Source organism: Pseudoalteromonas neustonica (assembly GCF_001653135.1).
GTDB lineage: Bacteria > Pseudomonadota > Gammaproteobacteria > Enterobacterales > Alteromonadaceae > Pseudoalteromonas > Pseudoalteromonas neustonica.
On record NZ_BDDS01000001.1, the window covers coordinates 530,565 to 553,720 of the forward strand.

Consider the following 23,156-nt stretch of genomic DNA (forward strand, 5'->3'; position numbering starts at 1 on the left):
TTATGAAAATAAACATTAATAATAGTGGTATGAATCGTGCATTTAACTCGTTAGAAACGATTTATAAGAGTATCGATTATGGCCTTAGCTAATGTCTTGAAACCACAATTTATCACAGCTACCCAATATAACCCATGCCTTCAGCAAGAAGAGTATGTGGGTGAGCTTAGTGAGCTGCGTCAACAAGCCAGCTGGTTAAGCCACTTAGTTGATACTATGCCTGCGGGAGTTGTGGTGCTAGATGCCAGAGGCATGATCGCAAAAGCCAATCAAATAGCGATTGATATGCTTGGCGAGCCACTTGAAGGTGAAAAGTGGTTTAGCGTGATCCAGCGCTCTTTTCGACCTCAGCAGGATGATGGTCATGAAGTATCACTCAAAGATGGTCGCTTAATTAAATTAGAAATAACGGCGTTGACACCAGAGCCTGGACAGTTAATTTTAATGACAGATTTAACTGAAACGCGTCGTTTACAAACACGAGTTGCACATATGCAACGTTTGAGTGCACTGGGTAAAATGGTGGCATCTTTAGCTCATCAAGTGCGTACACCATTATCTGCGGCTATGTTATATGCCGCTAATTTAGGATCCAAGCGTTTACCTGAAAGCTCTCGAGGCAGTTTTCATACAAAATTAATGTCACGGTTAAAAGATCTCGAAACGCAGGTGAACGATATGCTGTTATTTGCAAAAAGCGGCGATCAGCAAGTGGTAGAGCAGGTGTCTATGCAGCAGCTATTAACAGAAGTGAAAATGGGTGCTGATGCGATGGTTGCACTAAACAATTGCGAACTTGAGGTTAGCCTACCGGATCCTGATGTTGAAATTGTCGGTAATAAAACGGCGTTGGCGAGTGCTATTCAAAACCTTGTTCATAATAGTATCCAAGTTATTGGTGCTGGCGCGAAAGTTTACGTAAGTGCGCAACGTGATGAAGATGAGCCTGAGTTTGTCCGGATCAGTGTTAATGATAATGGTCCCGGTATTGATTTAACGCAAGCTGATAAGTTATTTGAACCATTTTATACCACTAAAAGCCAAGGCACAGGGTTGGGCTTAGCAGTGGTTAGCTCAGTGACAATTGCTCACCAAGGGCGAGTTGATGTTGCTAATAATACACAGGGCGGTGCTTGCTTTAGCTTGCTGCTGCCTATTTGTGCAGAATCAAAGTCAGTGGAGGTCATATGAGTAACAATACGATTTTAGTTGTAGAAGATGATGCAGGGCTTCGAGAGGCTTTGATCGACACGTTAGAAATGTCAGGAATTGATTGTGTTGCGGCTGATAGCGCTGAACAAGCAATGGTTTTATTGAAAAAAGATAGCTTTTCTTTAGTCGTAAGTGATGTGCAAATGGGGGCGATGAGTGGTCTTGATTTATTGCGGAGCATTAATTTAAATCACCCTGATTTACCAGTATTGATGATGACAGCATATGCAACAATCGATGATGCGGTTGAGGCAATGCGTTTAGGTGCGATTGATTATATGGCTAAGCCATTTGCGCCAGAAGTGTTACTCAATATGGTGAGCCGCTATTTACCAGAACCAGAAAAAGAAACGGATGGCCCAATTGTCGCAGATCCGAGCAGTATTCAATTATTAGAGCTTGCTTGTAAAGTTGCTAAATCTGATGCCAGTGTAATGGTGTTAGGCCCAAGTGGCTCAGGTAAAGAAGTATTAGCACGGTTTATTCATGATAAATCAGATCGTGCAGATCAGCCTTTTGTCGCAATTAATTGCGCTGCGATCCCAGAGAATATGCTTGAAGCGACCTTATTTGGTTATGAAAAAGGCGCATTTACAGGTGCAATTCAAGCTTGCCCTGGGAAATTTGAGCAAGCACAAGGTGGTACGATTTTACTTGATGAAATCACCGAAATGGATTTAAGCCTGCAAGCTAAGCTACTACGTGTACTCCAAGAGCGTGAAGTTGAACGTTTAGGTGGTCGAAAAACGATTAAATTGGATGTTAGAGTATTAGCCACTAGTAACCGTGACCTAAAAGAGGCCGTAAGTGAGCATCAATTTAGAGAAGATCTTTATTACCGTTTAAATGTGTTTCCATTGATGTGGCGCCCACTTTGTCAGCGCCCTGGTGATATTATTATATTGGCAAAGCATTTAATTGAGCGTCATATTAGTAAAAGCAAAGAGCCAATGGCACAACTTAGTCTATCAGCGCAGGATAAATTATTATCACACGCTTGGCCTGGTAATGTGCGTGAGCTTGATAATGTGATCCAGCGCGCATTAATACTGCGCCACGGTGATGTGATCGATGAAAATGCTATTTTTATCGAAAATCTAACAACGGCTCCATTAACCACCGCTTTAGCTAGCAATCCATTACCTGCTGACACAGCAAGCTCATTGAGTAATGAAGCGTATTACGACGTACAAGTGCCGGCAATTAAAGCAAAAGCAACACACAGTGAGCCATTGCTTAGTACGGACTCTGGCAGCTACAAAGATGAATTAAAAGATAAAGAACATCGCATTATTTTAGAAACGCTTTCTCGCTGTCAAGGTAAGCGAAAAGATGTTGCTGAGACTTTAGGGATCAGTCCGCGAACATTACGCTATAAATTGGCGCAAATGCGTGACTTAGGTATTGCATTACCAGCCTAACTTTTATAAATATACGCTCAGTGCTCACTGAGCGTTCTTCCGTCAAAACTCTGACAAGTTAAATTAAACTGTAACTAACTGTATTTTAATGATTATTTGTGGCACGTTTTGTGCTTTATCTAGTTATAAGTAAATTGTATCGTCAGAGATCATTATGAAAATTGAAAACAGTGCATTATTCCAAGAAATGCAATCCATGGCTCTTGAAACAAGCCGTGGTAATCAAGTAAATAACATACCAACTGAAGCGCAACCAACGTCATCAGCACAATTTGGTGATTTACTTACTAGCGCGTTAAATACGGTCGATGGCCATCAAAAAGAAGCGAAACAAAAGGTGACGGCCTTAGAAATGGGGGACCGCAGTGTTTCGTTAGCTGAAGTGATGATCGCATCACAGAAATCATCTGTCGCTTTTGAAGCGACCGTTCAGGTTCGTAATAAGCTTGTAGAGTCTTACAAAGAAATCATGAACATGCCTGTTTAACTAGGTAGTGGAGAATTATTGTGGCGCAATCTAATCAATCAACAGATCTTGCTTTAGCTGGTGGCGGTATCGACCAAAACGATAGTGAAGAGCAACAAGAACAAAAGTCAGGCTATTTAAGTGCTCTTAATGGTGTTGATATATTACGTCAAGCAACACTGCTGATTGCTTTAGCTATTTGTCTTGCGATTGCAATTTTTGTGATTATTTGGGCAAAACAACCAGATATGCGACCACTTGGAAAAATGCCAACAGAAGAGCTTATCCAAACTCTCGACTTTTTAGATGCACAAAAAATTGAATATCAGCTCGATGGTAACGTTATTTCTGTTGAAGAAGGCGAATATCAAAGCATTAAATTATTAATGACTCGAGAAGGGTTAGAGCAATCCCCAAATTCTGGTACTGATATTATCATGCAAGATATGGGTTTTGGTGTAAGCCAACGTTTAGAGCGTGAACGTTTAAAGCACGGTCGTGAGCAACAGCTTGCACGAACTATTGAAGAACTAAAAAATGTTACCCGCGCCAAAGTATTACTAGCCATCCCAAAAGAAAATGTGTTTGCTCGTCGTGAGAAAAAACCATCAGCAACCGTTGTGCTAACACTTAAGCGTGGACGTATGCTTAGTAGTGAAGAAGTTGATTCTATTGTTGATATTATAGGGTCAGCGGTTCAAGGCTTGGAACCTGCACGAGTTACAGTTACAGATCAAAATGGTCGATTATTAAATTCTGGTTCACAAAGTTCACTTGCGTCACGCTCACGTAAAGAATATGAAGTAGAGCGCAAACGTGAGCAGGAATACCTCGAAAAAATTGATAGCATTCTAATTCCAGTACTGGGCTTGGGCAATTATACTGCGCAAGTAGATTTAAGCATGGATTTCAGTTCAATTGAAGAAACCCAAAAACGTTATAATCCTGATTTACCGGCAGTGAGAAGTGAAACAACATTTGAAGAAAGTAACATCGGTGGTCTTGCAATCGGCATACCTGGTGCTTTGTCAAACCAACCTCCTGCAAATTCAGACATACCAGAAGTAGCAGGTCAAGGCGGAGCTGGCTCAGGTACTTCACCAAGTCGTAGTCATAAAGAAGCAACAAGAAATTACGAATTAGATACCACAATTTCTCATAAACGTCAGCAAACAGGTGTGATACGTCGTATCAGTGTTTCTGTTGCGGTAGATTACTTAGCAACAGCAGGGGAAAATGGTGAAACGACCATGGTGCCTCGCTCAATCGAAGCGCTGTCAAATATTCGTCGTTTATTGCAAGGTGGTGTAGGTTTTGATTTACAACGAGGTGATGCGCTTGAAGTTGTGACCGTTCCTTTTGTTCGAGAGGAAATGGGGTTAGCGATTGAAGTACCAATTTGGGAGCAAAGCTGGTTTATGAAGATCGTTCGTTTAGTGCTCGGTTTCTTAGTCATTGTTGTGCTTATAATGGCCGTTGTTAAACCAATGCTTAAACGCTTAATCTACCCAGATGATACGCTTGAAGAGTATGACGATGACGCACTTAGTTCAGGTGTAGATATTGGAGACAATACGCTGGATATGCTAAATAAAGATTTTGATTCTGCTTCGGTTGGCTTCTCAAGTGATGGTACACTACAGTTACCAGACCTACATGGCGACGAGGACTTGCTCAAAGCTGTACGTGCCCTTGTAGCTAATGAACCTGAACTCTCCTCACAAGTTGTGAAAGCGTGGTTAACAGAAGATGACTGATCAAGACCAAGAACAAAAACAACTACCAATAGCGTTTGATGTTGATAAATTAGACGGTGTAGATAAAGCCGCAATCTTATTGCTGAGTTTATCTGAAGAAGATGCTGCGCAAATATTAAAACATCTTGAACCTAAGCAAGTTCAAAAGGTGGGTATGGCAATGGCTGCGGTAGATGACCTATCGCAAGCTAAAATCAGCGCAGTACATAACTTGTTCATAGAGCAAATCCAAAGCTTTAGCACGATAGGCTTCCAATCAGAAGACTTTATTAAAAAAGCACTGACAGCAGCCTTAGGTGAAGATAAGGCGGCAAGTCTTATTGATCAAATTGTAATGGGATCAGGTGCTAAAGGTCTGGATTCTCTTAAATGGATGGACTCAAAGCAAGTTGCTAACATTATTCGCAACGAGCATCCGCAAATTCAAACCATTGTTTTATCGTATTTAGAGCCAGAACAATCAGCTGAAATATTAGCGCAATTCCCTGAAAAAGTACGTTTAGATTTAACCATGCGTATTGCTAATTTAGAAGAAGTTCAACCAGCGGCATTGCAAGAATTGAATGAAATCATGGAGAAACAATTTGCTGGTCAAGCTGGCGCGCAAGCTGCGAAAATGGGTGGCTTGAAAGCAGCCGCTGATATTATGAACTACCTTGATACGAATGTTGAAGGTCAGTTAATGGACTCAATACGTGAGCATGATGAAGAAATGTCACAACAAATCCAAGATCTTATGTTTGTGTTTGAAAATCTAATGGAAGTTGAGGATCGTGGTATCCAAGCCATTCTTCGAGAAGTGCAGCAAGACGTATTGATGAAAGCAATTAAAGGCACAGATGAAGGACTGAAAGAGAAAATTCTGGGTAATATGTCTAAACGTGCGGCAGAAATGCTGGCTGATGATTTAGAAGCGATGGCACCTGTGCGAATAAGTGAAGTTGAAGCGGCACAAAAAGAAATATTATCAACTGCGCGACGTTTGGCTGATTCAGGTGAAATCATGCTCGGCGGTGGCGGTGGCGAGGAGTTCCTATAAACGATGAGTAACTCACGCTCAAATCAAGGTCGTCCGCTTCATGCAAGAGAAGCGGTTGATGAATTATTAGAAAATTGGCCAATTCCAGATGTAACGCAAGATACGCGTAAATATGATGGACGTTCAACTGCTTTTGGTACACCGCTTGCTGATCTGTATCGTAAAGAGCAGCAAAGGAGTGAGCCAGAGGTTGAACCTGAAGAGCCTGAACTCCCTTCGTTAACGATGGCAGAATTAGAGCGTATTCGCCAAGACGCTTACGAAGAAGGTTTAAAACAAGGTCATGAGCAAGGCTATATTGATGGCTTTGAAAAAGGCGTTGGTGAGGGGAAAGAAGCGGGTTACAAAGAAGGCGTAGAGCTAGGTAAAACTCAAGGTCAAGAGGAAGTAAAACCGTTAATTGAAGAGCAATTAACAAGCCTGCGAAGTCTACTAGATAGTTTGAGTGAACCATTAGCTAAAGTTGATGATGCAGCTGAAAAACAACTTGTGCAACTAGCAGTAATGCTTGCAGAAGCGCTGATTTACCAAGAAATAAAAATTTCACCAGATATTGTTCTTCATAGTTTAAAGCAATGCATAGATGCATTGGGTACAGAGCAATCGAATGTGCGTATTCATTTAAACCCAGAAGACATAGAGCTTATTAAAAATAGTTACACAGAAGAAGCGTTGGCAGCGAGTGGCTGGCAACTAATGCCAGAACCCACTTTAGATCGAGGCGGCTGCCAAGTTAAGACAGTGCAATCATCAATTGATATGACAGTCAAAACTCGCGTCAAAGAAACGTTGGATAGCTTTTTGCATAGTAGTGGTATCTAAGTATATTACTGGCTTGCTATGAGTAGTCAATTGCGCCCTTTAAGTGAACGTTTACAAAAATATCAAAAGCATATTCACGTACCAGTCCCTGCGGTCGCAGGTATTTTAACGCGTGTTGTTGGTTTAACTTTAGAAGCAAAAGGCTTGCGCGCGCCAGTAGGCAGCCAGTGTAAAATTGAAACCATGCATGGCTTTGTTGATGCAGAAATTGTGGGTTTTAACGACCAAACATTGTATCTCATGCCTAATGACCATATCTCAGGGGTGCTACCTGGCGCACGTGTAATCCCTCAAGTTAATGAAACCGGACTTCCAGTTGGTATGTGTCTACTTGGTCGAGTTGTCGATGGATTAGGCCGCCCATTAGATGGACTTGGTCCGATCAATGCTGAACATCACCTTAAATTTGCACAAAATACGATAAACCCTCTATCTCGCAGGCCTATCAGTCAACCGATGGATGTGGGGGTGCGTGCCATAAATTCAATTATTACAGTAGGGCAAGGCCAGCGAATGGGCTTGTTTGCAGGTTCTGGTGTCGGTAAATCAGTATTACTAGGGATGATGACCAGAGGGTCTGAGGCTGATGTGATTGTGGTTGGTTTAGTTGGTGAGCGTGGACGAGAAGTTAAAGAATTTATTGAGGAAATTTTAGGCGTCGAGGGACGAAAGCGCTCAGTTGTGGTTGCAGCGCCAGCCGACTCTTCACCTTTAATGCGTCTAAAAGGGTGCGAAAGTGCCGTCACAATCGCGGAGTATTTTCGCGACCAAGGGTTAAATGTTTTGCTATTACTTGATTCTGTTACGCGTTATGCAATGGCTCAGCGTGAAATAGCGTTAGCGGTTGGTGAGCCGCCTGCCACAAAGGGGTACCCACCATCAGTATTTGCGAAACTGCCAGCCTTGGTTGAGCGCGCTGGTAATGGTGGCGAAGGGCAGGGTTCTATCACTGCATTTTTTACTGTGCTGAGTGAAGGCGATGATATGCAAGATCCTATTGCGGATGCTGCGCGCGCGATTTTAGATGGGCATATCGTACTATCGCGAGAGCTCGCTGACAGTGGGCATTATCCTGCCATTGATATTGAAAAATCGATTTCACGGGTGATGCCACAAGTTGTGTCTGAGCCACACATGCAGCAAGCTCGAGTACTTAAACAAGTTTATTCTATGTATCAACAGAATAAAGATATGATCACTTTAGGAGCATATCAAAAAGGTACGGACCAGATGCTCGATCAAGCTATTAATATGATGCCAAGAGTAAACGCTTTTTTGCAACAAGGCATGAAAGATGTGATCAGCTATGACGAAGGTCTGCAAGGGCTGGCTCAATTATTAGGACAAGCATAATGACGAAAAATAAACTTGATTTAGTGCTTAGACTAGAAACTGAGAAAGAAGAATCACTAAGGATGAATTATCTGCAGGCGCAGCAACATCTGCAAAGTAATCAACAAAAGCTGCAAGGTTTGAATGACTTTCGGTTGGAGTATACGCAACAACTTCACTTAAAAGGTCAGTCAGGTTTAAGCAGTGCTGGTTTTAGTCAGTATCATGCCTTTATCGCAAAAATAGAAGAAGCAATACGCCAACAAGCAAATACTGTAAATACAGCAAAACAAGTTGTATCACAGCGACAAAGCCTATGGTTAAAGCAACAAATTAAAGCTAAGGCAGTAGCTAAATTAATAGAAAAACAGCAACTTAAAGCAAATGTTATTGCTCAAAAAAATGAACAGAAAATGTTAGATGAATTTTCGTCAAATCAATTTTATCAAAGGCGCCGCGCTTTATAACGAGTGCAGTAATAGTGAGGCTAAGTTATTTTCTGCTTTTTTTACCTTAGGCACATAACTTGCTTTATTTATCAGTGAAGTATTTATTCTGGCAAGCTGCGGCGGCAAGTTGCCACTTATTATGTAGGTGAATTATGGCGATTAGTGATCTATCAGTACTCATTTCAACTGAACAAGATGTCCAGCTAACTAAAAAGGGCAGTGAAGCCAAAGATCCGCAAAGTACAGCAAGTGATTTTTTTAGTCTTTTGCAAAATGCCAGCGGCCATGCTGATACGTTAAAGGTGAAGGCTAGTCGAGCGACAGATGAAACAAAGGCTGACTCAGTTGAAGCTAAACCAAACTCGGCCGAAGAAAAACTTACATTAATTGAAAGCGATATACTAGCGAGCAGCGCTGAAAGTGATGATAAAGTAGATAGTTCTGGTGACGCTATGCTTGCTCATATAAATGCAGCTAATAGCATCGATACACGAGTTAATTCACCAAAAGTGGCCAATGCAAACTCGATTGGAAATTTGCTAGATCGCGCAACACATGAAAAATTTGATCCTTCAATCCCTTATATTAAAGCGCCTCGCCCGATTGACGATATTACACCTATTATTGAACCTGTACCCGCTGACGATACTAGTGAATTACTTGATCCTAGATTAGCCGTAATCAGTGGGAAGACTATCATTTCAGAGGCAATTGATAAGCAGTTGAATGTAAAGATAAATAAAGGACCAGGTGATACTGTTACGCCAATACCTGTTGAACCAATTGTTGGCGATATTCAAGATAAAGGCGATGCAGCGCAAAGCGTGCCTGTTAACACAGCTCAAGGTGTAGTGAATAATGGCGAAGCAAATGTAATTAATACTACAACGCAAACTGCAAAAGCAGAACCGCAAATAACAGCAATAGGCACCAAAGATGCACCAACAGTCAGTGCTCAAGTAAGTAATGAAAAAGATGAATTGATTGAACGAAGAAAAACTCACAACTCAAATCAAGTTGAGACTAACACTGCTGACAATAAAAGTGGTTTAGTGCTTAAGGAAGATGCTAAGCCTATACCTCTTGATAAGTTACAAAGTACAGCGTCATTAGTATCCGAAAATAAAGCGACACAGACAGCTTCTATATTACCAAGCGATAAAACACAGAAAGTTGAAGTACCTAATAAAGTTGAAGTGCCTAATAAAGATAATAACGCAGCGGATAGACTAAATAACACATCTACAGATAACCTAGATAAACGCGTAATGACTAGCAACAATCTTACAAATACAGCGCAAGAAATTAAAAATCAGGTGGCATCATCTTCACAGTATTTAGTTAAGGAAGCAGCTATTGCGGATAAGGCAGCAAATATATTACCAAGTGATATTGAGATAGAAAAAGCAAGTAAAGCACTACTTAATAGCCAGTCAGCGACAGAGATAAAAAGTAACCCTGTATTAGCTAATCTAACAGATGAACAGCGTAAAACCCTTCAGAGTCAAGCTGCTGTGATAGTTGAGGAGGGGGTGACGCCGGCTAAACTTGATACCTTTAAACAATATATTACTGAGTTAGTAAACAAAAATGAAAAAGTAGCTCAAAATACAGTTGAAAAACCATTATTAATGTCGCAATCAGAAAAAGTAAGTAAAGAGCTTGATGTTGCGATTGGACAGTTAAATAATGCTGATAAGCAGGCCTTGAGGACTCAATTACAACAGTTTTTAGCAACGGCACAGCCAAAAGGCGCGGCATTAAATAATGTGACGGCGGTTATTGATAAACTTGATCAATTGCACGTGGCCGCGGACACTAAAAAATCAGAAAAAGTGATCTCCCCCCAAAGTGCTCAAGTTTTAAATAGTACAGCTGCAAGCATTGTAACAAGTCCAGAGGCTAGCAAAGCTCAGACTTCGCAAGAGGCATTGATTAAGTCAGTTACACAAGAGGCTGTAGTAAAATCAGAGACGCAACAAGCAGTGATAAAAGATGCATTACTTGAAAGTCATAACAAAGAACAGGTTTTACCGCGAGAGTCAGCAGTAGGGCGTATCAATCAGTTATTTGGACAAATTACAGGGCAGGTCGCAACACTTGCAGCGCCAATAGCTGAAAGTAGTGAGCAGCGTTATCAGCAAGAAATTACAGATATGCAGGTTTTACAAGCTCAACAGGCAAGCCCAACGTCGCAAACAAAACAAGTGAACTTGGATCCAACATTACTCCAAGCATTAAACATAGTGAAAAGTGATGCCGCAAAATTATTGCAAGAGCGAGTGAGTGCCTTATTAAGTATCAATAATAAAGAAGCTGAGATTCGCCTTGATCCACCAGAAATGGGCAGCATGCAAATACGTATTCGCAGCGACGCAGAGCAAGCACAAATTAACTTTGTAGTACAGAATCAACAAGCTAAAGAAGCACTCGAACAATCAATGCCAAAATTACGAGAAATGTTAGCTCAACAAGGTATTGAATTAGGTGAAAGCAGTATTGAGCAAGGTAATAGCCAAAATGGATCTGGAGCGGATGAGCAATCGCAAAGTGGTCAGCATGCAAATAATCAGCAGCAAAATGAGAGTGAAAGTACATTAGCTGAGCAAAATACGAGAATGTCAGGACAACAATCGACATCATCAATAGATTACTACGCCTAACACCTGCTATTATAAAAGCATAAGAATAAATAACTTGATGGGCATACGATACTCGTAATATGCCCATTATTAAGGCATAGAGGAAACCATCATGGCAGAAGAAGCAAATTTAGAAATTGAAGATGGCGGTAAGAGTAAGAAAAAGCTAATAATTATTATTGCTGCTGCAGTGCTTGTTATCGGTGGTGCCGTTGGATTTTTCTTAATGTCTGGCTCTGATTCACCAGAAGAAACATTAGCTGAAGAAACGGTTACAACTCAAGAAGCTGAAAGTTCAACATCGGGGGCTTCTGTTGGCAGTGCTTTATATGTTGCAATGCCACGACCATTTGTATTTAACGTCCCAGGAGCTAGCAGAGACCGCATAGTGCAAATAAAAGTACAATTATTAGTACGTGGTGATGTAAATGAAGAAACAGCTAAAAAACATATACCCTTAATTGAAAGTACACTTTTGGGTGTACTTTCAACCACTACAGCTGATGAGTTAGGAACGAGCGAAGGTAAAGAAACGCTTCGCGTTGCTGCCCTTGATAAGGTGCAAGCGGCGCTCACTGATGTTGAAGGAAGCAAAGTTATTGAGCGGGTATTATTCACCGGCTTTGTGATGCAATAAGGGGTCAGCGTGAGCGATTTATTATCCCAAGACGAAATTGATGCCCTCTTACATGGTGTTGATGATGTTGAAGAGGAAGATATACAAGATGGTGAAGATGGTAGTGGTAATACACTCCAATATGATTTCTCCTCACAAGACCGTATTGTTCGTGGCCGCATGCCAACGTTGGAAATTGTTAACGAGCGCTTTGCTCGCCATATGCGGATCAGTTTATTTAATATGATGCGACGTACGGCAGAAGTATCCATAAATGGCGTGCAAATGATAAAGTTTGGTGAATATATCCACACTTTATTTGTGCCAACAAGTTTGAACATGGTGCGTTTTCGTCCTCTAAAAGGGACTGGATTGATCACCATGGAGGCACGGTTAGTATTTATTTTAGTGGATAACTTCTTTGGTGGTGACGGCCGTTACCATGCAAAAATAGAAGGCCGTGAATTTACTCCCACCGAACGACGTATTGTGCAAATGCTACTAAAAATAATCTTTGAAGATTATAAAGAAGCATGGGCGCCGGTTATGGATGTCTCATTTGAATATCTTGATTCAGAAGTAAACCCTGCTATGGCGAATATTGTGAGCCCCACAGAAGTGGTGGTAATAAGCTCATTCCACATTGAATTAGATGGCGGCGGCGGGGATTTTCATATTGCACTTCCATATTCCATGCTTGAACCTATTCGTGAACTACTCGATGCCGGTGTGCAATCAGATACAGAAGATACAGATCTTCGCTGGAGTAAGGCGCTGCGCGATGAAATAATGGATGTAGAAGTTGAAATGTCAACGCAACTACTTGAAGTTGATTTAACTTTAGCGCAAATTATGGAACTTAAAGCTGGCGATATAATTCCAGTTGAAATGCCTGAACATATTACTGTATTTGTTGAAGACTTACCTACCTATAGGGCGAAAATGGGTCGCTCTCGCGATAATGTAGCTTTACAAATCAGTGAAAAAATTAAACGTCCTGAATCAGTTAAATCAGAACTGCACGTCTTTACTAAAGGTGGCAAAAAACTTGATTCAGATGCAGAATTAGCAGAACTAGAAGATGACTTACACCTTTCAGATGGTGTAGATTTAGACTGGTAAAGAAATAGGGTTAAATGTATGAGCGATGACCAAGATACAATGGATGAGTGGGCTGCTGCGTTAGCTGAAGCAGAAGGCACCGATGATAGCGGCGATGCACAACTTGCTGAACTTGATGAGTTAAGTGATGCTAAGCATGAAATGAGCAGCGATGAAAAGCGCAAGCTTGATACTATTTTAGATATACCCGTTACAATTTCAATGGAAGTTGGGCGATCTAAAATTAATATTCGTAATTTACTTCAGCTAAACCAAGGCTCGGTTGTTGAACTAGATCGCGTTGCGGGTGAACCATTAGATGTACTCGTTAATGGTACCTTGATCGCGCATGGAGAGGTTGTCGTCGTAAATGATAAATTTGGTATACGCTTAACTGACGTAATAAGCCAGGTTGAACGGATTAAAAAACTGCGATGAGCAGTTGGCTTTTATTATCAACAGCGAGCAGCTCAGTCATACCGAAAGCTGCCGCTTCTGGCGATTTAATCTCGATGGTTATGTCATTAGTCATGGTGCTAGTATTGATAGTGATACTGGCTTTTTTGGTTAAAAAGCTCAACCCGAATATTGCTAACAGTGACGAATTTAAAATTGTGAGAAGTTTGCCACTTAGTACTCGTGAGCGGTTAATGGTGGTTGAAATTGATAATTGTCAGCATTTACTAGGGGTAACTCCTCATAGCATCAATTACTTACATAAACTCGAAACCCCGCTAACAGAAAAAGAGTTACCGGCATTAGTACAACGCTTTAGCAAGTTACTAAACCCACAATCGAATCAAAATAAAAAGAATCTATAATATGACTAAGTGGCTGCTTATTCTTCTTACCCTTGTTTTTGTGCCCTCTGTAAGTGCCGAAGGGATTGAAGCCCTGAACATCACTACCAATGCTGATGGTTCACAAGAATACTCTGTGACTTTGCAAGTACTTGCGATAATGACCGCTATGAGTTTTATTCCAGCGGCAATTATTATGATGACTTCATTTACTCGTATTATTGTTGTATTAGCTATTTTGCGTCAAGCAATTGGGTTGCAGCAAACGCCTTCAAACCAAATACTTTTAGGTATGTCACTATTTTTAAGTATTTTTATCATGGCGCCGGTTTATCAAAAGGTGAACGAGCAAGCGATTGAGCCTTATCTCAATGAGCAAGTAACATCCGTACAAGCCCTTGAGCTTGCAAAAGAACCAATGAAAGCATTTATGCTGTCACAAGTACGTATTAAAGATATTGAAACGTTTGCAAAAATAGCCGGTTACGATAAATTAGATTCACCCGAAGATACACCATTAATAGTACTTATCCCCGCATTTGTCACCAGTGAATTACAGACTGCATTTATCATCGGTTTCATGTTCTTCATTCCTTTTTTGATTGTTGATTTAGTGGTTGCATCAGTATTAATGGCCATGGGTATGATGATGTTATCGCCAATGATTGTATCCATGCCATTTAAGATAATGTTGTTTGTACTTGTTGATGGCTGGAGTTTAGTGATGGGGACATTGGCAAAAAGTTTTGGTCTTGGCGAATGACAATGTTTATTAATAGAAGCGCTTTTAAATATTAAGAGGCTAGTATGGAACCAGAAGTATTTGTTGATATTTTAAGTGGCGCTTTGTTTCTTGTTATTAAATTAGTTTCGGCAATCGTTGTACCTGGTCTGATAATAGGTTTAGTCGTTGCCGTGTTTCAAGCTGCAACGTCAATTAATGAGCAAACATTAAGTTTTTTACCACGTTTATTAATTACGATTAGCGCCCTGATCGTCGGTGGGCATTGGTTAACGCAAGAGTTAATGGATTTTTTTACACGCATGGTGCTGATTATTCCTGAAATTGCAGGTTAATATGGAATTTCCTTTTTCAGTAATAATTCAATGGCTCAGCGATTTTTTACTCCCACTAGTACGCATTAGCTCAATGATCATGGTAATGGCGGGTATTGGTGCAAAAAATGTCCCTACACGTATAAAAATGGGTCTTGCTGTAGTCACTACTTTTCTTGTTGTCCCAGTACTGCCCCCCGCTAGTTTCAATAATTTATTTTCATTTGAAATGGTTCTTGTGGTGATCCAACAAATGTTGATTGGGGTTGCAATTGGGTTTGCTTCGCTGCTTATGCTAAATACCTTTGTAATAGCAGGGCAAATATTGGCAATGCAAACAGGCCTTGGTTTTGCGTCGGTAGTTGATCCCTCAAACGGTATGAGTGTGCCAGCAGTAGGGCAATTTTATTTAATCTTAGCCACCTTACTCTTTTTTGTTTTTAATGGTCATTTAATGATGATTCAAATGGTGGTACATAGTTTTCAAGTATTACCAATAGATGGTACGTGGTGGGCGGTTGATCATTATTGGGATATTGTTACTTGGGGGGGCTGGATGTTTACCACTGCATTAGTTCTTTCACTTGCACCTTTAACTGCAATGCTTGTTATAAGTCTGTCATTTGGCGTGATGACCCGAGCAGCCCCGCAGTTAAATATTTTCTCAATTGGTTTTCCGTTTACATTGGTGGCCGGTTTAGTCATTATTTGGGCTACCCTTGGTAACTTTATGACTCAATTTGAATTTCAATGGTTAAAAATGGTTGAGCTAATGTGTACTTTAGTTGGTTGTTCCCCATAGGAGGCAGTGATGGCTGAAGATTCAGGTCAAGAAAAAACAGAAGAACCCACGGGTAAAAAAATTGATGAATCGAAAAAGAAAGGCCAAGTAGCCCGTTCAAAAGAGTTGGGTACCATGTTCGTTCTGATTTTTTCTGCAATCTCCTTATTAATGTACGGCCCTGATATAGGTAAAGGTCTGTATAATATTATGGGCCGAATGCTTAGTTTAAATCGCAGTGAAACATACGATACAACAAAGATGTTCTCTGTTTGGGCTGAAGTTGCCGATGCACTTGTTTTTCCAATGGCGATGTTTGTTTTTATTATTGTTTTAGCGGGTATTATTGGTAATACACTGTTAGGCGGCTTCAATTTTAGCTGGGAAGCTGCGGCACCCAAAGCGAGTAAAATGTCCCCAGCTAAAGGTATTAAACGCATGCTTGGGCCGCAAGCAGGCGTTGAATTGATTAAATCTATTTTAAAATTTACAGTGGTCGCCGGTTTTGCTGTTTTTTTGATTAATACCTTTTTTGATGAAATTCTACATCTGAGTATTGAGAGTGCGCCCGGGAACATTCTTCATTCTTTAGAAATTTTAGCGTGGATGTTTTTAGGACTCACATGCACCATGGCAATTATTGCAGCAATAGACGCTCCTTATCAAAGTCATACTCATCATAAACAACTTAAAATGACTTTACAGGAAGTAAAAGATGAATATAAAAACTCCGAAGGTGATCCGCAAATAAAAGCGCGGATTAGGCAAACTCAAAGACAAATGTCTCAACGTAGAATGATGCAAGATGTGCCCGATGCTGACGTTGTTGTTACTAACCCAACACATTACTCAGTTGCATTAAAGTACGACACAGAGCGTGCAGGTGCACCAATCGTGCTTGCTAAAGGTGTGGATGAGATGGCTATGCAAATTAGAAAAGTAGCATTAGGTAATGAAGTGCCAATTGTAGAATCCCCAATGCTTACGCGTGCGTTATATCATACCGCTGAGGTGGGCGATCAAATACCGGATCAATTATTTACGGCTGTAGCGCAAGTGCTCGCATTTGTCTTTCAGCTTAAGCGCTTTCAAAAAGGCCGTGGTAAACGCCCGACAAAACTTAATAAAAACCTCCCCATCCCCGATGCCTACAAGCATTGATTTTTAGTTATTAACCTATTTTAATAAATAATTAATAACTGGAATAGTTATTGCAAATTCCGTGTAGTGTCAATTTTTTGAAATTGTAGAATTATGGAATTTAAAGCTGTATTACAACAACTTAATAGAGATAAAAAAGAGTATTTAAAAGGTGTAGGTACCCCTTTACTGGTACTTGCTGCGCTGGGAATGGTGATTTTACCGTTACCGCCATTTTTACTCGATATTCTTTTTTCGTTTAATATAGCTTTAGCACTAGTTGTGTTATTGGTGACAGTTTACACCATGAAGCCAGTAGAATTTGGCATGTTTCCAGCTGTACTTCTTATTGCAACCATCATGCGTTTAGCGCTCAATGTTGCCAGCACTCGAGTTGTACTTTTAGAAGGCCATAATGGAGGCGATGCTGCAGGTAAAGTTATTGAAGCCTTTGGCTCCGTAGTAATTGGCGGAAATTACGCAGTTGGTCTAGTGGTGTTTTTAATTCTGATCATCATCAACTTTGTAGTAATCACTAAGGGTGCGGGCCGTATCTCAGAAGTATCTGCACGCTTTACCCTTGATGCAATGCCAGGTAAGCAAATGGCAATTGATGCTGATTTGAACGCAGGCTTTATAAGCGCTGAGCAAGCACGTGACCGTCGTGAAGAGGTTACTCGCGAGGCTGATTTCTATGGTTCTATGGATGGTGCCAGTAAGTTTGTAAAAGGCGATGCCATAGCCGGTATCGTTATTTTGATTATCAATATTGTAGGTGGTTTATTTGTTGGAATGATCCAACATGACTTAAGTTTTAGTAATGCAATGGAAGTATACACTTTGCTTACTATTGGTGACGGCCTAGTTGCTCAATTACCTTCATTACTCCTTTCAATTGGTACGGCCATTGTAGTAACCCGTCAAAATGAATCGCTCAATATGGGTGATCAATTTAAGAAACAACTTGGCAATGAAAAGTCACTATTTATCGCCTCAGGTATTTTGATTGTAATGGGCTTAGTGCCAGGCATGCCACACTTTGCATTTTTAAGCCTTGGTGCACTACTGGGGTATTTAGCATATTACACTCAACAAAGTAAGATCAAAGCCGCAGCGGAAAAAGAAGCTGAAACAGCGAACGGTGGTGCATCAGGAACAGGTGTTGCAAATAAAAAAGAGCAAAAAGAACTTAGCTGGGATGATGTTCAGCAAGTCGATGTTATTGGTTTGGAAGTGGGCTATCGTTTAATTCCGCTCGTTGATCAATCACAAGGTGGTGAGCTACTAAATCGAATTAAAGGTGTACGTAAAAAGCTTTCTCAAGAGTTAGGGTTTTTGGTACCGCCAGTACACATTCGCGATAACTTAGAATTAGATCCAAACGCATACAGAATTACTCTGATGGGTGTTTCAAGTGGTGAGGGGGAGCTTAAACATGGTGACGAGTTAGCGATTAACCCGGGACAAGTGTTTGGAGCGATTAAAGGGATTGCGACGAAAGACCCTGCTTTTGGTTTAGATGCAGTTTGGATTAAACCCGATCAAAAAGATGAAGCGCAATCATTAGGTTACACCGTTGTAGATGCTGCCACTGTCGTCGCAACCCATATTAGTCAACTACTTACAAATAGTGCAGCTTTACTACTTGGCCATGAAGAAGTACAAAATTTACTTGATATGCTAGCTAAGAGTCACCCTCGTTTAGTTGAAGGTTTAGTCCCAGATGTATTACCGTTGACAACAATCGTTAAAGTTTTACAAAATTTATTAAATGAAGGTGTCGCAATACGTGATATGCGTTCAATAGTACAAACCCTAGTAGAGTATGGCCCACGTAGCCAAGACCCTGATGTATTAACGGCTGCAGTGCGAATTTCACTGCGTAGATTAATTGTTCAGGACGCTGTTGGTATGTCATCAGAAATCCCTGTCATAACCTTGGCGCCTGAGTTGGAACAGATGTTGCATCAGTCACTACAGAATGCAGGCGACGAAGGTGCCGGAATTGAACCAGGACTTGCAGAGCGACTTCAGCAATCATTAAATGAAGCGCATCAAAATCAAGAAATGGCCGGTGAACCTTCGATATTGCTAACGTCAGGAATGTTACGCACTGTGTTATCTCGTTTTGTTAAGTACACCATACCAGGGTTACGGGTGATGTCTTATCAAGAGGTACCAGACGAAAGACAGATCAAGATTGTCAGCTCAGTAGGCCAATAATCGGATTTTAAAGGGGTTGAATTATGAAAATTAAACGTTTTTTTGCTAAAGATATGCGCACGGCACTTAAAGAAGTAAAAGATGAACTAGGTGTTGATGCGGTTATTATGTCAAATAAAAAACTTGCGAACGGTGTTGAAATCGTTGCCGCTGTTGATTATGACAAAGCAGCCCCAAAAGCGCCTGAAGCAAAACCAGCTATTGCGCAGGCACAAACAAATTCAAACTTTGTAAAGCCAGCACCACAGCGCTCTCAGCCTGAACCACAAGCAAAAGTTGCAGATAGCTTGCAAGCATTGTTAGAGCGTCAAACACCACGTCCACGCTCACCTGAACTTGCATCAATGTTTAGTCAATCTGGATTTGATACAGGCAGCCAATACCAAGAACAAAAACACAGTGCTCGTCAACACAGTGAAGTAAAGCCTAAACAAGATTTTTATCATCGAGATACTGCGCCAGTGTCACGCCCACAAACTCAAGCTCATAGCTTAGGTTTTGATGACGACTTAGACCGTGATTTTGATGATCTAGATACCTCAATGCCTACTAAAGAGGTTGCAAAAACAGATGAGATAACAGCAATGCGTGATGAAATGGCCGCAATGCGTCAGTTGTTAGAGCATCAAGTATCAGGTTTAATGCAGCAGGATATGGCTCGTCGTGACCCAACAAGAGCATGCATGATAGATCGCTTGATAGGTATGGGGATTGATAGTGAAGTTGCAGACCAAATGGCATGCTTTATTCCTGACGATGTGTCACGTCAACAAGCATGGCAAGCCTTATTGCAAATGATTGAAAATCAGATGCATACAACTAATAATGAAATATTACGTCAAGGTGGTGTATTTGCATTAGTAGGTCCAACAGGGGTTGGTAAGACGACGACAGTTGCAAAACTTGCTGCGTTGGGTGCACAAAAGTATGGCGCTGATAAAGTGGCACTGATCACAACTGATACATACCGTATTGGTGCATATGAGCAACTAGCTACATACGGACGTATTATCGGCTGTGGTGTTAAGCAAGTTAAAGATGCTAATGAATTAGCTGAAGTTTTATACCATTTACGAAATAAGCGTCTAGTATTAATAGATACGGCGGGAATGAGTCAGCGTGATTTACGTTTAACAGAGCAATTAAACACCTTAATGCGCAATCAAAGAGTTGATATTCGCAATTACTTGGTGCTTAGTGCAACAGCGCAAATTAACGTTTTACAAGAAACCGTAAGACACTTTAAAAAAGTACAATTAAGTGGCTGTATTTTCACCAAATTAGATGAATCACTAAGTTTAGGTGAGATAATTAGTATAGCGATTCAAAATCGCCTCCCAATAGGGTATCTTACTAATGGTCAGCGAGTCCCTGAGGACATCCGGGTGGCTAATGCAGAGAAATTAGTAAAAAAAGCTGAACAATTGTATTTAAAAAGAACAAAAGCACAACATTCGCGACGTCAAGCAGTAGCGTCAAGCACAGTAGGGATGTATGATTAACACAGTATTAGATCAAGCAAGTGGCCTGCGTAAAATGAGTCAAAACAATAATAACGGCGTTAAGGTTATCGCTGTCACTGGTGGTAAGGGAGGCGTTGGTAAAACAAACGTTTCACTTAATACTGCGATTGCTTTGGGTCAACTCGGAAACAGAGTATTAGTATTGGATGCCGATTTAGGCCTAGCAAACTGTGATGTGATGTTAGGATTACGTGTTGAGCGTAACTTGTCTCACGTATTGTCGGGTGAATGTGAGCTCGATGAAATTTTAGTTGAAGGCCCCGCAGGGATAAAAATAGTCCCCGCTACCTCCGGCTCGCAGAGTATGGTTGAATTATCGCCATCAGAGCATGCCGGTCTTATTCGTGCCTTTAGTGAGCTAAATACCGAATTTGATATATTAATTGTTGATACTGCAGCCGGTATTTCAGATATGGTGCTCAGTTTTTCGCGCGCCGCACAAGATGTGATGGTTGTTGTATGTGACGAGCCCACTTCAATTACTGATGCCTATGCGCTTATTAAAATATTAAGTCGTGAACACGGCGTATACAAGTTCAAAATAGTCGCTAATATGGTACGCAGTATACGTGAAGGTCATGAGTTATTTGCAAAGTTATCTAAAGTCACAGATCGTTTTTTAGATGTGTCGATGGAACTAGTTGCAACGGTGCCTTATGATGAAAATATGCGAAAGTCTACGCGCCGTCAAAAAGTAATCGTAGAACTGTTTCCTAGCTCACCAGCTGCAATTGCATTTAAAACACTCGCGACAAAAGCAGTAAAATGGCCTATACCTAATCAACCATCTGGCCATTTAGAATTTTTCATAGAAAAATTAGTAAACGGCTAATTATGACGGCATCGGTGAATAAAGCGATGGGATATCAATCTACACAGAACTTAAATGTGATTGTTGAGCGCCATGCTTCATTAGTCAAAAAAGTGGCGTGCCATTTAATTGCTCGTTTACCACCAAGTGTACAGTTGGATGATTTAATTCAATCAGGAATGATTGGTTTAATTGAAGCCTCGAAAAACTTTGACGCCACTAAAGGCGCCAGTTTTGAAACATTTGCAGGTATTCGTATTCGTGGTGCTATGCTTGATGAAATGAGGCGTGGTGATTGGGCTCCAAGATCGGTGCATCGCAATAGTCGTATGGTTGCAGAAGCGATATCAGAGTTAGAAAGTGGACTTAATCGTGAACCAAAAGATATTGAAGTTGCTGAAAAACTTGATATTACGCTAGATGAGTACCATCATATTCTTAATGATGTGAATTCTAGTAAAATACTAGGCATTGAAGACCTTGGTGTTGATGAAGATGTAATTACACCAGTTGGACATGATTTAGCACTAGATAAGCCTTTTAATAATGTTAAAAATGATAAGTTTAATCAATCATTGCTAGAGGCAATAAAGTCTTTACCAGAACGAGATGGTTTAGTGCTATCGCTTTACTACAATGATGAAATGAATTTAAAAGAAATTGGGCACATACTCGATGTAAGTGAATCGCGTGTGAGTCAGATACATGGTCAGGCGATGATTAAGCTTAAAGCAAAAATCAATGACTGGATAAACTAGTAGTAAGTAAATATAGGTTCAGACCTCACCGGAGGATGTTTTGGATAAAAACATGAAAATTCTTGTTGTTGATGACTTTTCGACGATGAGACGTATTATCAAAAATCTGTTAAGGGATTTAGGTTTTACTAATGTGCAAGAAGCTGATGATGGCTCAACAGCTTTGCCGATGCTGCAAAATCAAGAGTTTGATTTTGTTGTGACAGACTGGAATATGCCTGGAATGCAAGGTATTGATTTGCTAAGAGCAATCAGAGCGGATGATACGCTTAAGCATATTCCAGTGTTAATGGTAACCGCAGAAGCTAAAAAAGAACAAATTGTAGCTGCTGCACAAGCCGGCGTTAACGGCTACATCGTTAAACCATTTACTGCAGCAACACTAAAAACCAAATTGGAAAAAGTGTTTGAGCGTTTAGGTTAAATAAAGAGGAGAGGCTTATGTCAGCACCTGCTGCGCCTCAGATCAGTTTAGAGCAAGCCCGTCAGCTTGTGGTTTACTTAGAAAACGGTGAACAAGACAAAGCTGATCAACTAATTCTAGATGCGGCGTCAAAAGAGCAGTCAGAACTTTTTGCAGAGGTTGGTAAGTTAACTCGCCAACTTCATGATGCGCTGAAAAATTTTGAACTCGATACACGTCTAGCTGATTTAACCACCGAAGCCTTACCGGATGCTAAACAGCGGCTCAATTATGTTATGGAAATGACAGAAAGTGCTGCTAATAAAACGATGGATGCGGTAGAGGCTAGTTTACCTATAGCTCAGCAACTAGCAGATGAAATTTCACATATCAAACCCACATGGGATCGTTTGATGAACCGTGAAATTGAATTGGGCGAGTTTAAAACGCTCTGTCATAGCTTAGATAAGTTTATGAATAACTCGCATTCTAAGACTGATGAATTACAAGGTCTAATGACCAATGTATTGATGGCACAAGATTATCAAGATTTAACTGGGCAAGTAATTCGCCGTGTTATTGAACTTGTAAGAGAAGTTGAAGATAGCTTAATCCATTTGCTTACTGCATTTGGTACCCATGATGATGGCGACACTAAAGTACAACAACAAGCCATTGAAACACCGCCTGCTGAAGATACACTTGCAGGTCCTGAAGGGCCAATAATTGATAAAGAATCACGTGATGATGTTGTCTCAGGACAAGATGAAGTTGATGATTTGTTATCAAGCTTGGGTTTCTAAG

The 23,156-nt window shown here is 40.7% G+C and carries 23 protein-coding genes; all 23 read left to right on the forward strand.

Features of this window, described 5'->3' with window-relative positions; translation table 11 throughout:
- The first annotated feature begins 78 nt into the window (after nucleotides 1-78).
- The 23 genes from A7967_RS02320 to A7967_RS02430 all read left to right on the forward strand — a co-directional run bounded on the left by A7967_RS02320 (nucleotide 79) and on the right by A7967_RS02430 (nucleotide 23,155).
- On the forward strand, nucleotides 79-1,191 hold the full coding sequence (locus tag A7967_RS02320) for a sensor histidine kinase (RefSeq protein WP_054203318.1): 1,113 nt from the start codon (nucleotides 79-81) through the stop codon (nucleotides 1,189-1,191).
- A complete protein-coding gene (locus tag A7967_RS02325) occupies nucleotides 1,188-2,633 on the forward strand; it encodes a sigma-54-dependent transcriptional regulator (RefSeq protein WP_064435369.1) in 1,446 nt (481 codons plus the stop codon). Before A7967_RS02320 ends, A7967_RS02325 begins: the two co-directional genes overlap by 4 nt.
- A 154-nt stretch (nucleotides 2,634-2,787) precedes the next feature.
- Nucleotides 2,788-3,120: a flagellar hook-basal body complex protein FliE gene (gene fliE / locus A7967_RS02330; RefSeq protein WP_054203316.1), complete on the forward strand. Its 333-nt coding sequence runs from the start codon at nucleotides 2,788-2,790 to the stop codon at nucleotides 3,118-3,120.
- Nucleotides 3,121-3,140: 20 nt separating this feature from the next.
- A complete protein-coding gene (gene fliF / locus A7967_RS02335) occupies nucleotides 3,141-4,856 on the forward strand; it encodes a flagellar basal-body MS-ring/collar protein FliF (protein ID WP_054203315.1) in 1,716 nt (571 codons plus the stop codon).
- Entirely contained in the window at nucleotides 4,849-5,895 is a 1,047-nt protein-coding gene (gene fliG, locus A7967_RS02340; RefSeq protein WP_064435370.1) for a flagellar motor switch protein FliG, read from the forward strand. The genes fliF and fliG overlap by 8 nt, the downstream gene beginning before the upstream one ends.
- Before the next feature lie 3 nt (nucleotides 5,896-5,898).
- Nucleotides 5,899-6,717 (forward strand): flagellar assembly protein FliH, encoded by an 819-nt coding sequence (gene fliH, locus A7967_RS02345; protein WP_064435371.1) that lies wholly within the window; start codon nucleotides 5,899-5,901, stop codon nucleotides 6,715-6,717.
- Nucleotides 6,718-6,735: 18 nt separating this feature from the next.
- Nucleotides 6,736-8,070: a flagellar protein export ATPase FliI gene (gene fliI / locus A7967_RS02350; protein ID WP_064435372.1), complete on the forward strand. Its 1,335-nt coding sequence runs from the start codon at nucleotides 6,736-6,738 to the stop codon at nucleotides 8,068-8,070.
- Entirely contained in the window at nucleotides 8,070-8,516 is a 447-nt protein-coding gene (gene fliJ / locus A7967_RS02355; RefSeq protein WP_054203311.1) for a flagellar export protein FliJ, read from the forward strand. The genes fliI and fliJ overlap by 1 nt, the downstream gene beginning before the upstream one ends.
- Nucleotides 8,517-8,650: 134 nt before the next feature.
- A complete protein-coding gene (locus A7967_RS02360) occupies nucleotides 8,651-11,161 on the forward strand; it encodes a flagellar hook-length control protein FliK (RefSeq protein WP_054203310.1) in 2,511 nt (836 codons plus the stop codon).
- Between the two features lie 91 nt (nucleotides 11,162-11,252).
- Complete coding sequence (fliL, locus tag A7967_RS02365) at nucleotides 11,253-11,777, forward strand: flagellar basal body-associated protein FliL (protein ID WP_054203309.1); 525 nt, start codon at nucleotides 11,253-11,255, stop codon at nucleotides 11,775-11,777.
- 9 nt (nucleotides 11,778-11,786) lie between these two features.
- Nucleotides 11,787-12,878 carry a flagellar motor switch protein FliM gene (fliM, locus tag A7967_RS02370; protein WP_054203308.1) on the forward strand — a complete coding sequence of 364 codons (1,092 nt, stop codon included), beginning with the start codon at nucleotides 11,787-11,789 and terminating at the stop codon, nucleotides 12,876-12,878.
- A gap of 18 nt (nucleotides 12,879-12,896) precedes the next feature.
- A complete protein-coding gene (gene fliN / locus A7967_RS02375; protein ID WP_054203307.1) occupies nucleotides 12,897-13,295 on the forward strand; it encodes a flagellar motor switch protein FliN in 399 nt (132 codons plus the stop codon).
- Entirely contained in the window at nucleotides 13,292-13,678 is a 387-nt protein-coding gene (gene fliO / locus A7967_RS02380; protein ID WP_054203306.1) for a flagellar biosynthetic protein FliO, read from the forward strand. Before fliN ends, fliO begins: the two co-directional genes overlap by 4 nt.
- Before the next feature lies 1 nt (nucleotide 13,679).
- Nucleotides 13,680-14,420, forward strand: coding sequence for a flagellar type III secretion system pore protein FliP (gene fliP / locus A7967_RS02385; RefSeq protein ID WP_054203305.1), 741 nt, complete (start codon nucleotides 13,680-13,682; stop codon nucleotides 14,418-14,420).
- 44 nt (nucleotides 14,421-14,464) lie between these two features.
- The gene (locus A7967_RS02390) at nucleotides 14,465-14,734 is read left to right on the forward strand and encodes a flagellar biosynthetic protein FliQ (protein WP_054203304.1); all 270 of its coding nucleotides are present in this window, start codon (nucleotides 14,465-14,467) and stop codon (nucleotides 14,732-14,734) included.
- Nucleotide 14,735: 1 nt separating this feature from the next.
- Nucleotides 14,736-15,515 carry a flagellar biosynthetic protein FliR gene (gene fliR / locus A7967_RS02395; protein WP_054203303.1) on the forward strand — a complete coding sequence of 260 codons (780 nt, stop codon included), beginning with the start codon at nucleotides 14,736-14,738 and terminating at the stop codon, nucleotides 15,513-15,515.
- Between the two features lie 9 nt (nucleotides 15,516-15,524).
- Nucleotides 15,525-16,655: a flagellar biosynthesis protein FlhB gene (gene flhB, locus A7967_RS02400; protein ID WP_064435373.1), complete on the forward strand. Its 1,131-nt coding sequence runs from the start codon at nucleotides 15,525-15,527 to the stop codon at nucleotides 16,653-16,655.
- 93 nt (nucleotides 16,656-16,748) lie between these two features.
- Nucleotides 16,749-18,857: a flagellar biosynthesis protein FlhA gene (flhA, locus tag A7967_RS02405; protein ID WP_064435374.1), complete on the forward strand. Its 2,109-nt coding sequence runs from the start codon at nucleotides 16,749-16,751 to the stop codon at nucleotides 18,855-18,857.
- A gap of 23 nt (nucleotides 18,858-18,880) precedes the next feature.
- Nucleotides 18,881-20,359, forward strand: coding sequence for a flagellar biosynthesis GTPase FlhF (gene flhF, locus A7967_RS02410; protein ID WP_054203300.1), 1,479 nt, complete (start codon nucleotides 18,881-18,883; stop codon nucleotides 20,357-20,359).
- Nucleotides 20,352-21,212 carry a MinD/ParA family ATP-binding protein gene (locus A7967_RS02415; protein ID WP_054203299.1) on the forward strand — a complete coding sequence of 287 codons (861 nt, stop codon included), beginning with the start codon at nucleotides 20,352-20,354 and terminating at the stop codon, nucleotides 21,210-21,212. Before flhF ends, A7967_RS02415 begins: the two co-directional genes overlap by 8 nt.
- 26 nt (nucleotides 21,213-21,238) lie before the next feature.
- Entirely contained in the window at nucleotides 21,239-21,949 is a 711-nt protein-coding gene (locus tag A7967_RS02420; protein ID WP_054203478.1) for an RNA polymerase sigma factor FliA, read from the forward strand.
- Nucleotides 21,950-21,989: 40 nt separating this feature from the next.
- Nucleotides 21,990-22,373, forward strand: coding sequence for a chemotaxis response regulator CheY (gene cheY / locus A7967_RS02425; RefSeq protein ID WP_054203298.1), 384 nt, complete (start codon nucleotides 21,990-21,992; stop codon nucleotides 22,371-22,373).
- A 17-nt stretch (nucleotides 22,374-22,390) separates the two neighbouring features.
- The gene (locus tag A7967_RS02430; protein ID WP_054203297.1) at nucleotides 22,391-23,155 is read left to right on the forward strand and encodes a protein phosphatase CheZ; all 765 of its coding nucleotides are present in this window, start codon (nucleotides 22,391-22,393) and stop codon (nucleotides 23,153-23,155) included.
- The last annotated feature ends 1 nt before the right edge of the window (nucleotide 23,156 follow it).

Bases quoted from the DNA above. Each gene is read 5' to 3' on its own strand.
- A7967_RS02320 (WP_054203318.1), top strand. From the start codon at position 79: ATGGCCTTAGCTAATGTCTTGAAACCACAATTTATCACAGCTACCCAA.
- A7967_RS02325 (WP_064435369.1), top strand. From the start codon at position 1,188: ATGAGTAACAATACGATTTTAGTTGTAGAAGATGATGCAGGGCTTCGA.
- fliE (WP_054203316.1), top strand. From the start codon at position 2,788: ATGAAAATTGAAAACAGTGCATTATTCCAAGAAATGCAATCCATGGCT.
- fliG (WP_064435370.1), top strand. From the start codon at position 4,849: ATGACTGATCAAGACCAAGAACAAAAACAACTACCAATAGCGTTTGAT.
- fliH (WP_064435371.1), top strand. From the start codon at position 5,899: ATGAGTAACTCACGCTCAAATCAAGGTCGTCCGCTTCATGCAAGAGAA.
- fliI (WP_064435372.1), top strand. From the start codon at position 6,736: ATGAGTAGTCAATTGCGCCCTTTAAGTGAACGTTTACAAAAATATCAA.
- fliJ (WP_054203311.1), top strand. From the start codon at position 8,070: ATGACGAAAAATAAACTTGATTTAGTGCTTAGACTAGAAACTGAGAAA.
- A7967_RS02360 (WP_054203310.1), top strand. From the start codon at position 8,651: ATGGCGATTAGTGATCTATCAGTACTCATTTCAACTGAACAAGATGTC.
- fliL (WP_054203309.1), top strand. From the start codon at position 11,253: ATGGCAGAAGAAGCAAATTTAGAAATTGAAGATGGCGGTAAGAGTAAG.
- fliN (WP_054203307.1), top strand. From the start codon at position 12,897: ATGAGCGATGACCAAGATACAATGGATGAGTGGGCTGCTGCGTTAGCT.
- fliO (WP_054203306.1), top strand. From the start codon at position 13,292: ATGAGCAGTTGGCTTTTATTATCAACAGCGAGCAGCTCAGTCATACCG.
- fliP (WP_054203305.1), top strand. From the start codon at position 13,680: ATGACTAAGTGGCTGCTTATTCTTCTTACCCTTGTTTTTGTGCCCTCT.
- A7967_RS02390 (WP_054203304.1), top strand. From the start codon at position 14,465: ATGGAACCAGAAGTATTTGTTGATATTTTAAGTGGCGCTTTGTTTCTT.
- fliR (WP_054203303.1), top strand. From the start codon at position 14,736: ATGGAATTTCCTTTTTCAGTAATAATTCAATGGCTCAGCGATTTTTTA.
- flhB (WP_064435373.1), top strand. From the start codon at position 15,525: ATGGCTGAAGATTCAGGTCAAGAAAAAACAGAAGAACCCACGGGTAAA.
- flhA (WP_064435374.1), top strand. From the start codon at position 16,749: ATGGAATTTAAAGCTGTATTACAACAACTTAATAGAGATAAAAAAGAG.
- flhF (WP_054203300.1), top strand. From the start codon at position 18,881: ATGAAAATTAAACGTTTTTTTGCTAAAGATATGCGCACGGCACTTAAA.
- A7967_RS02415 (WP_054203299.1), top strand. From the start codon at position 20,352: ATGATTAACACAGTATTAGATCAAGCAAGTGGCCTGCGTAAAATGAGT.
- A7967_RS02420 (WP_054203478.1), top strand. From the start codon at position 21,239: ATGGGATATCAATCTACACAGAACTTAAATGTGATTGTTGAGCGCCAT.
- A7967_RS02430 (WP_054203297.1), top strand. From the start codon at position 22,391: ATGTCAGCACCTGCTGCGCCTCAGATCAGTTTAGAGCAAGCCCGTCAG.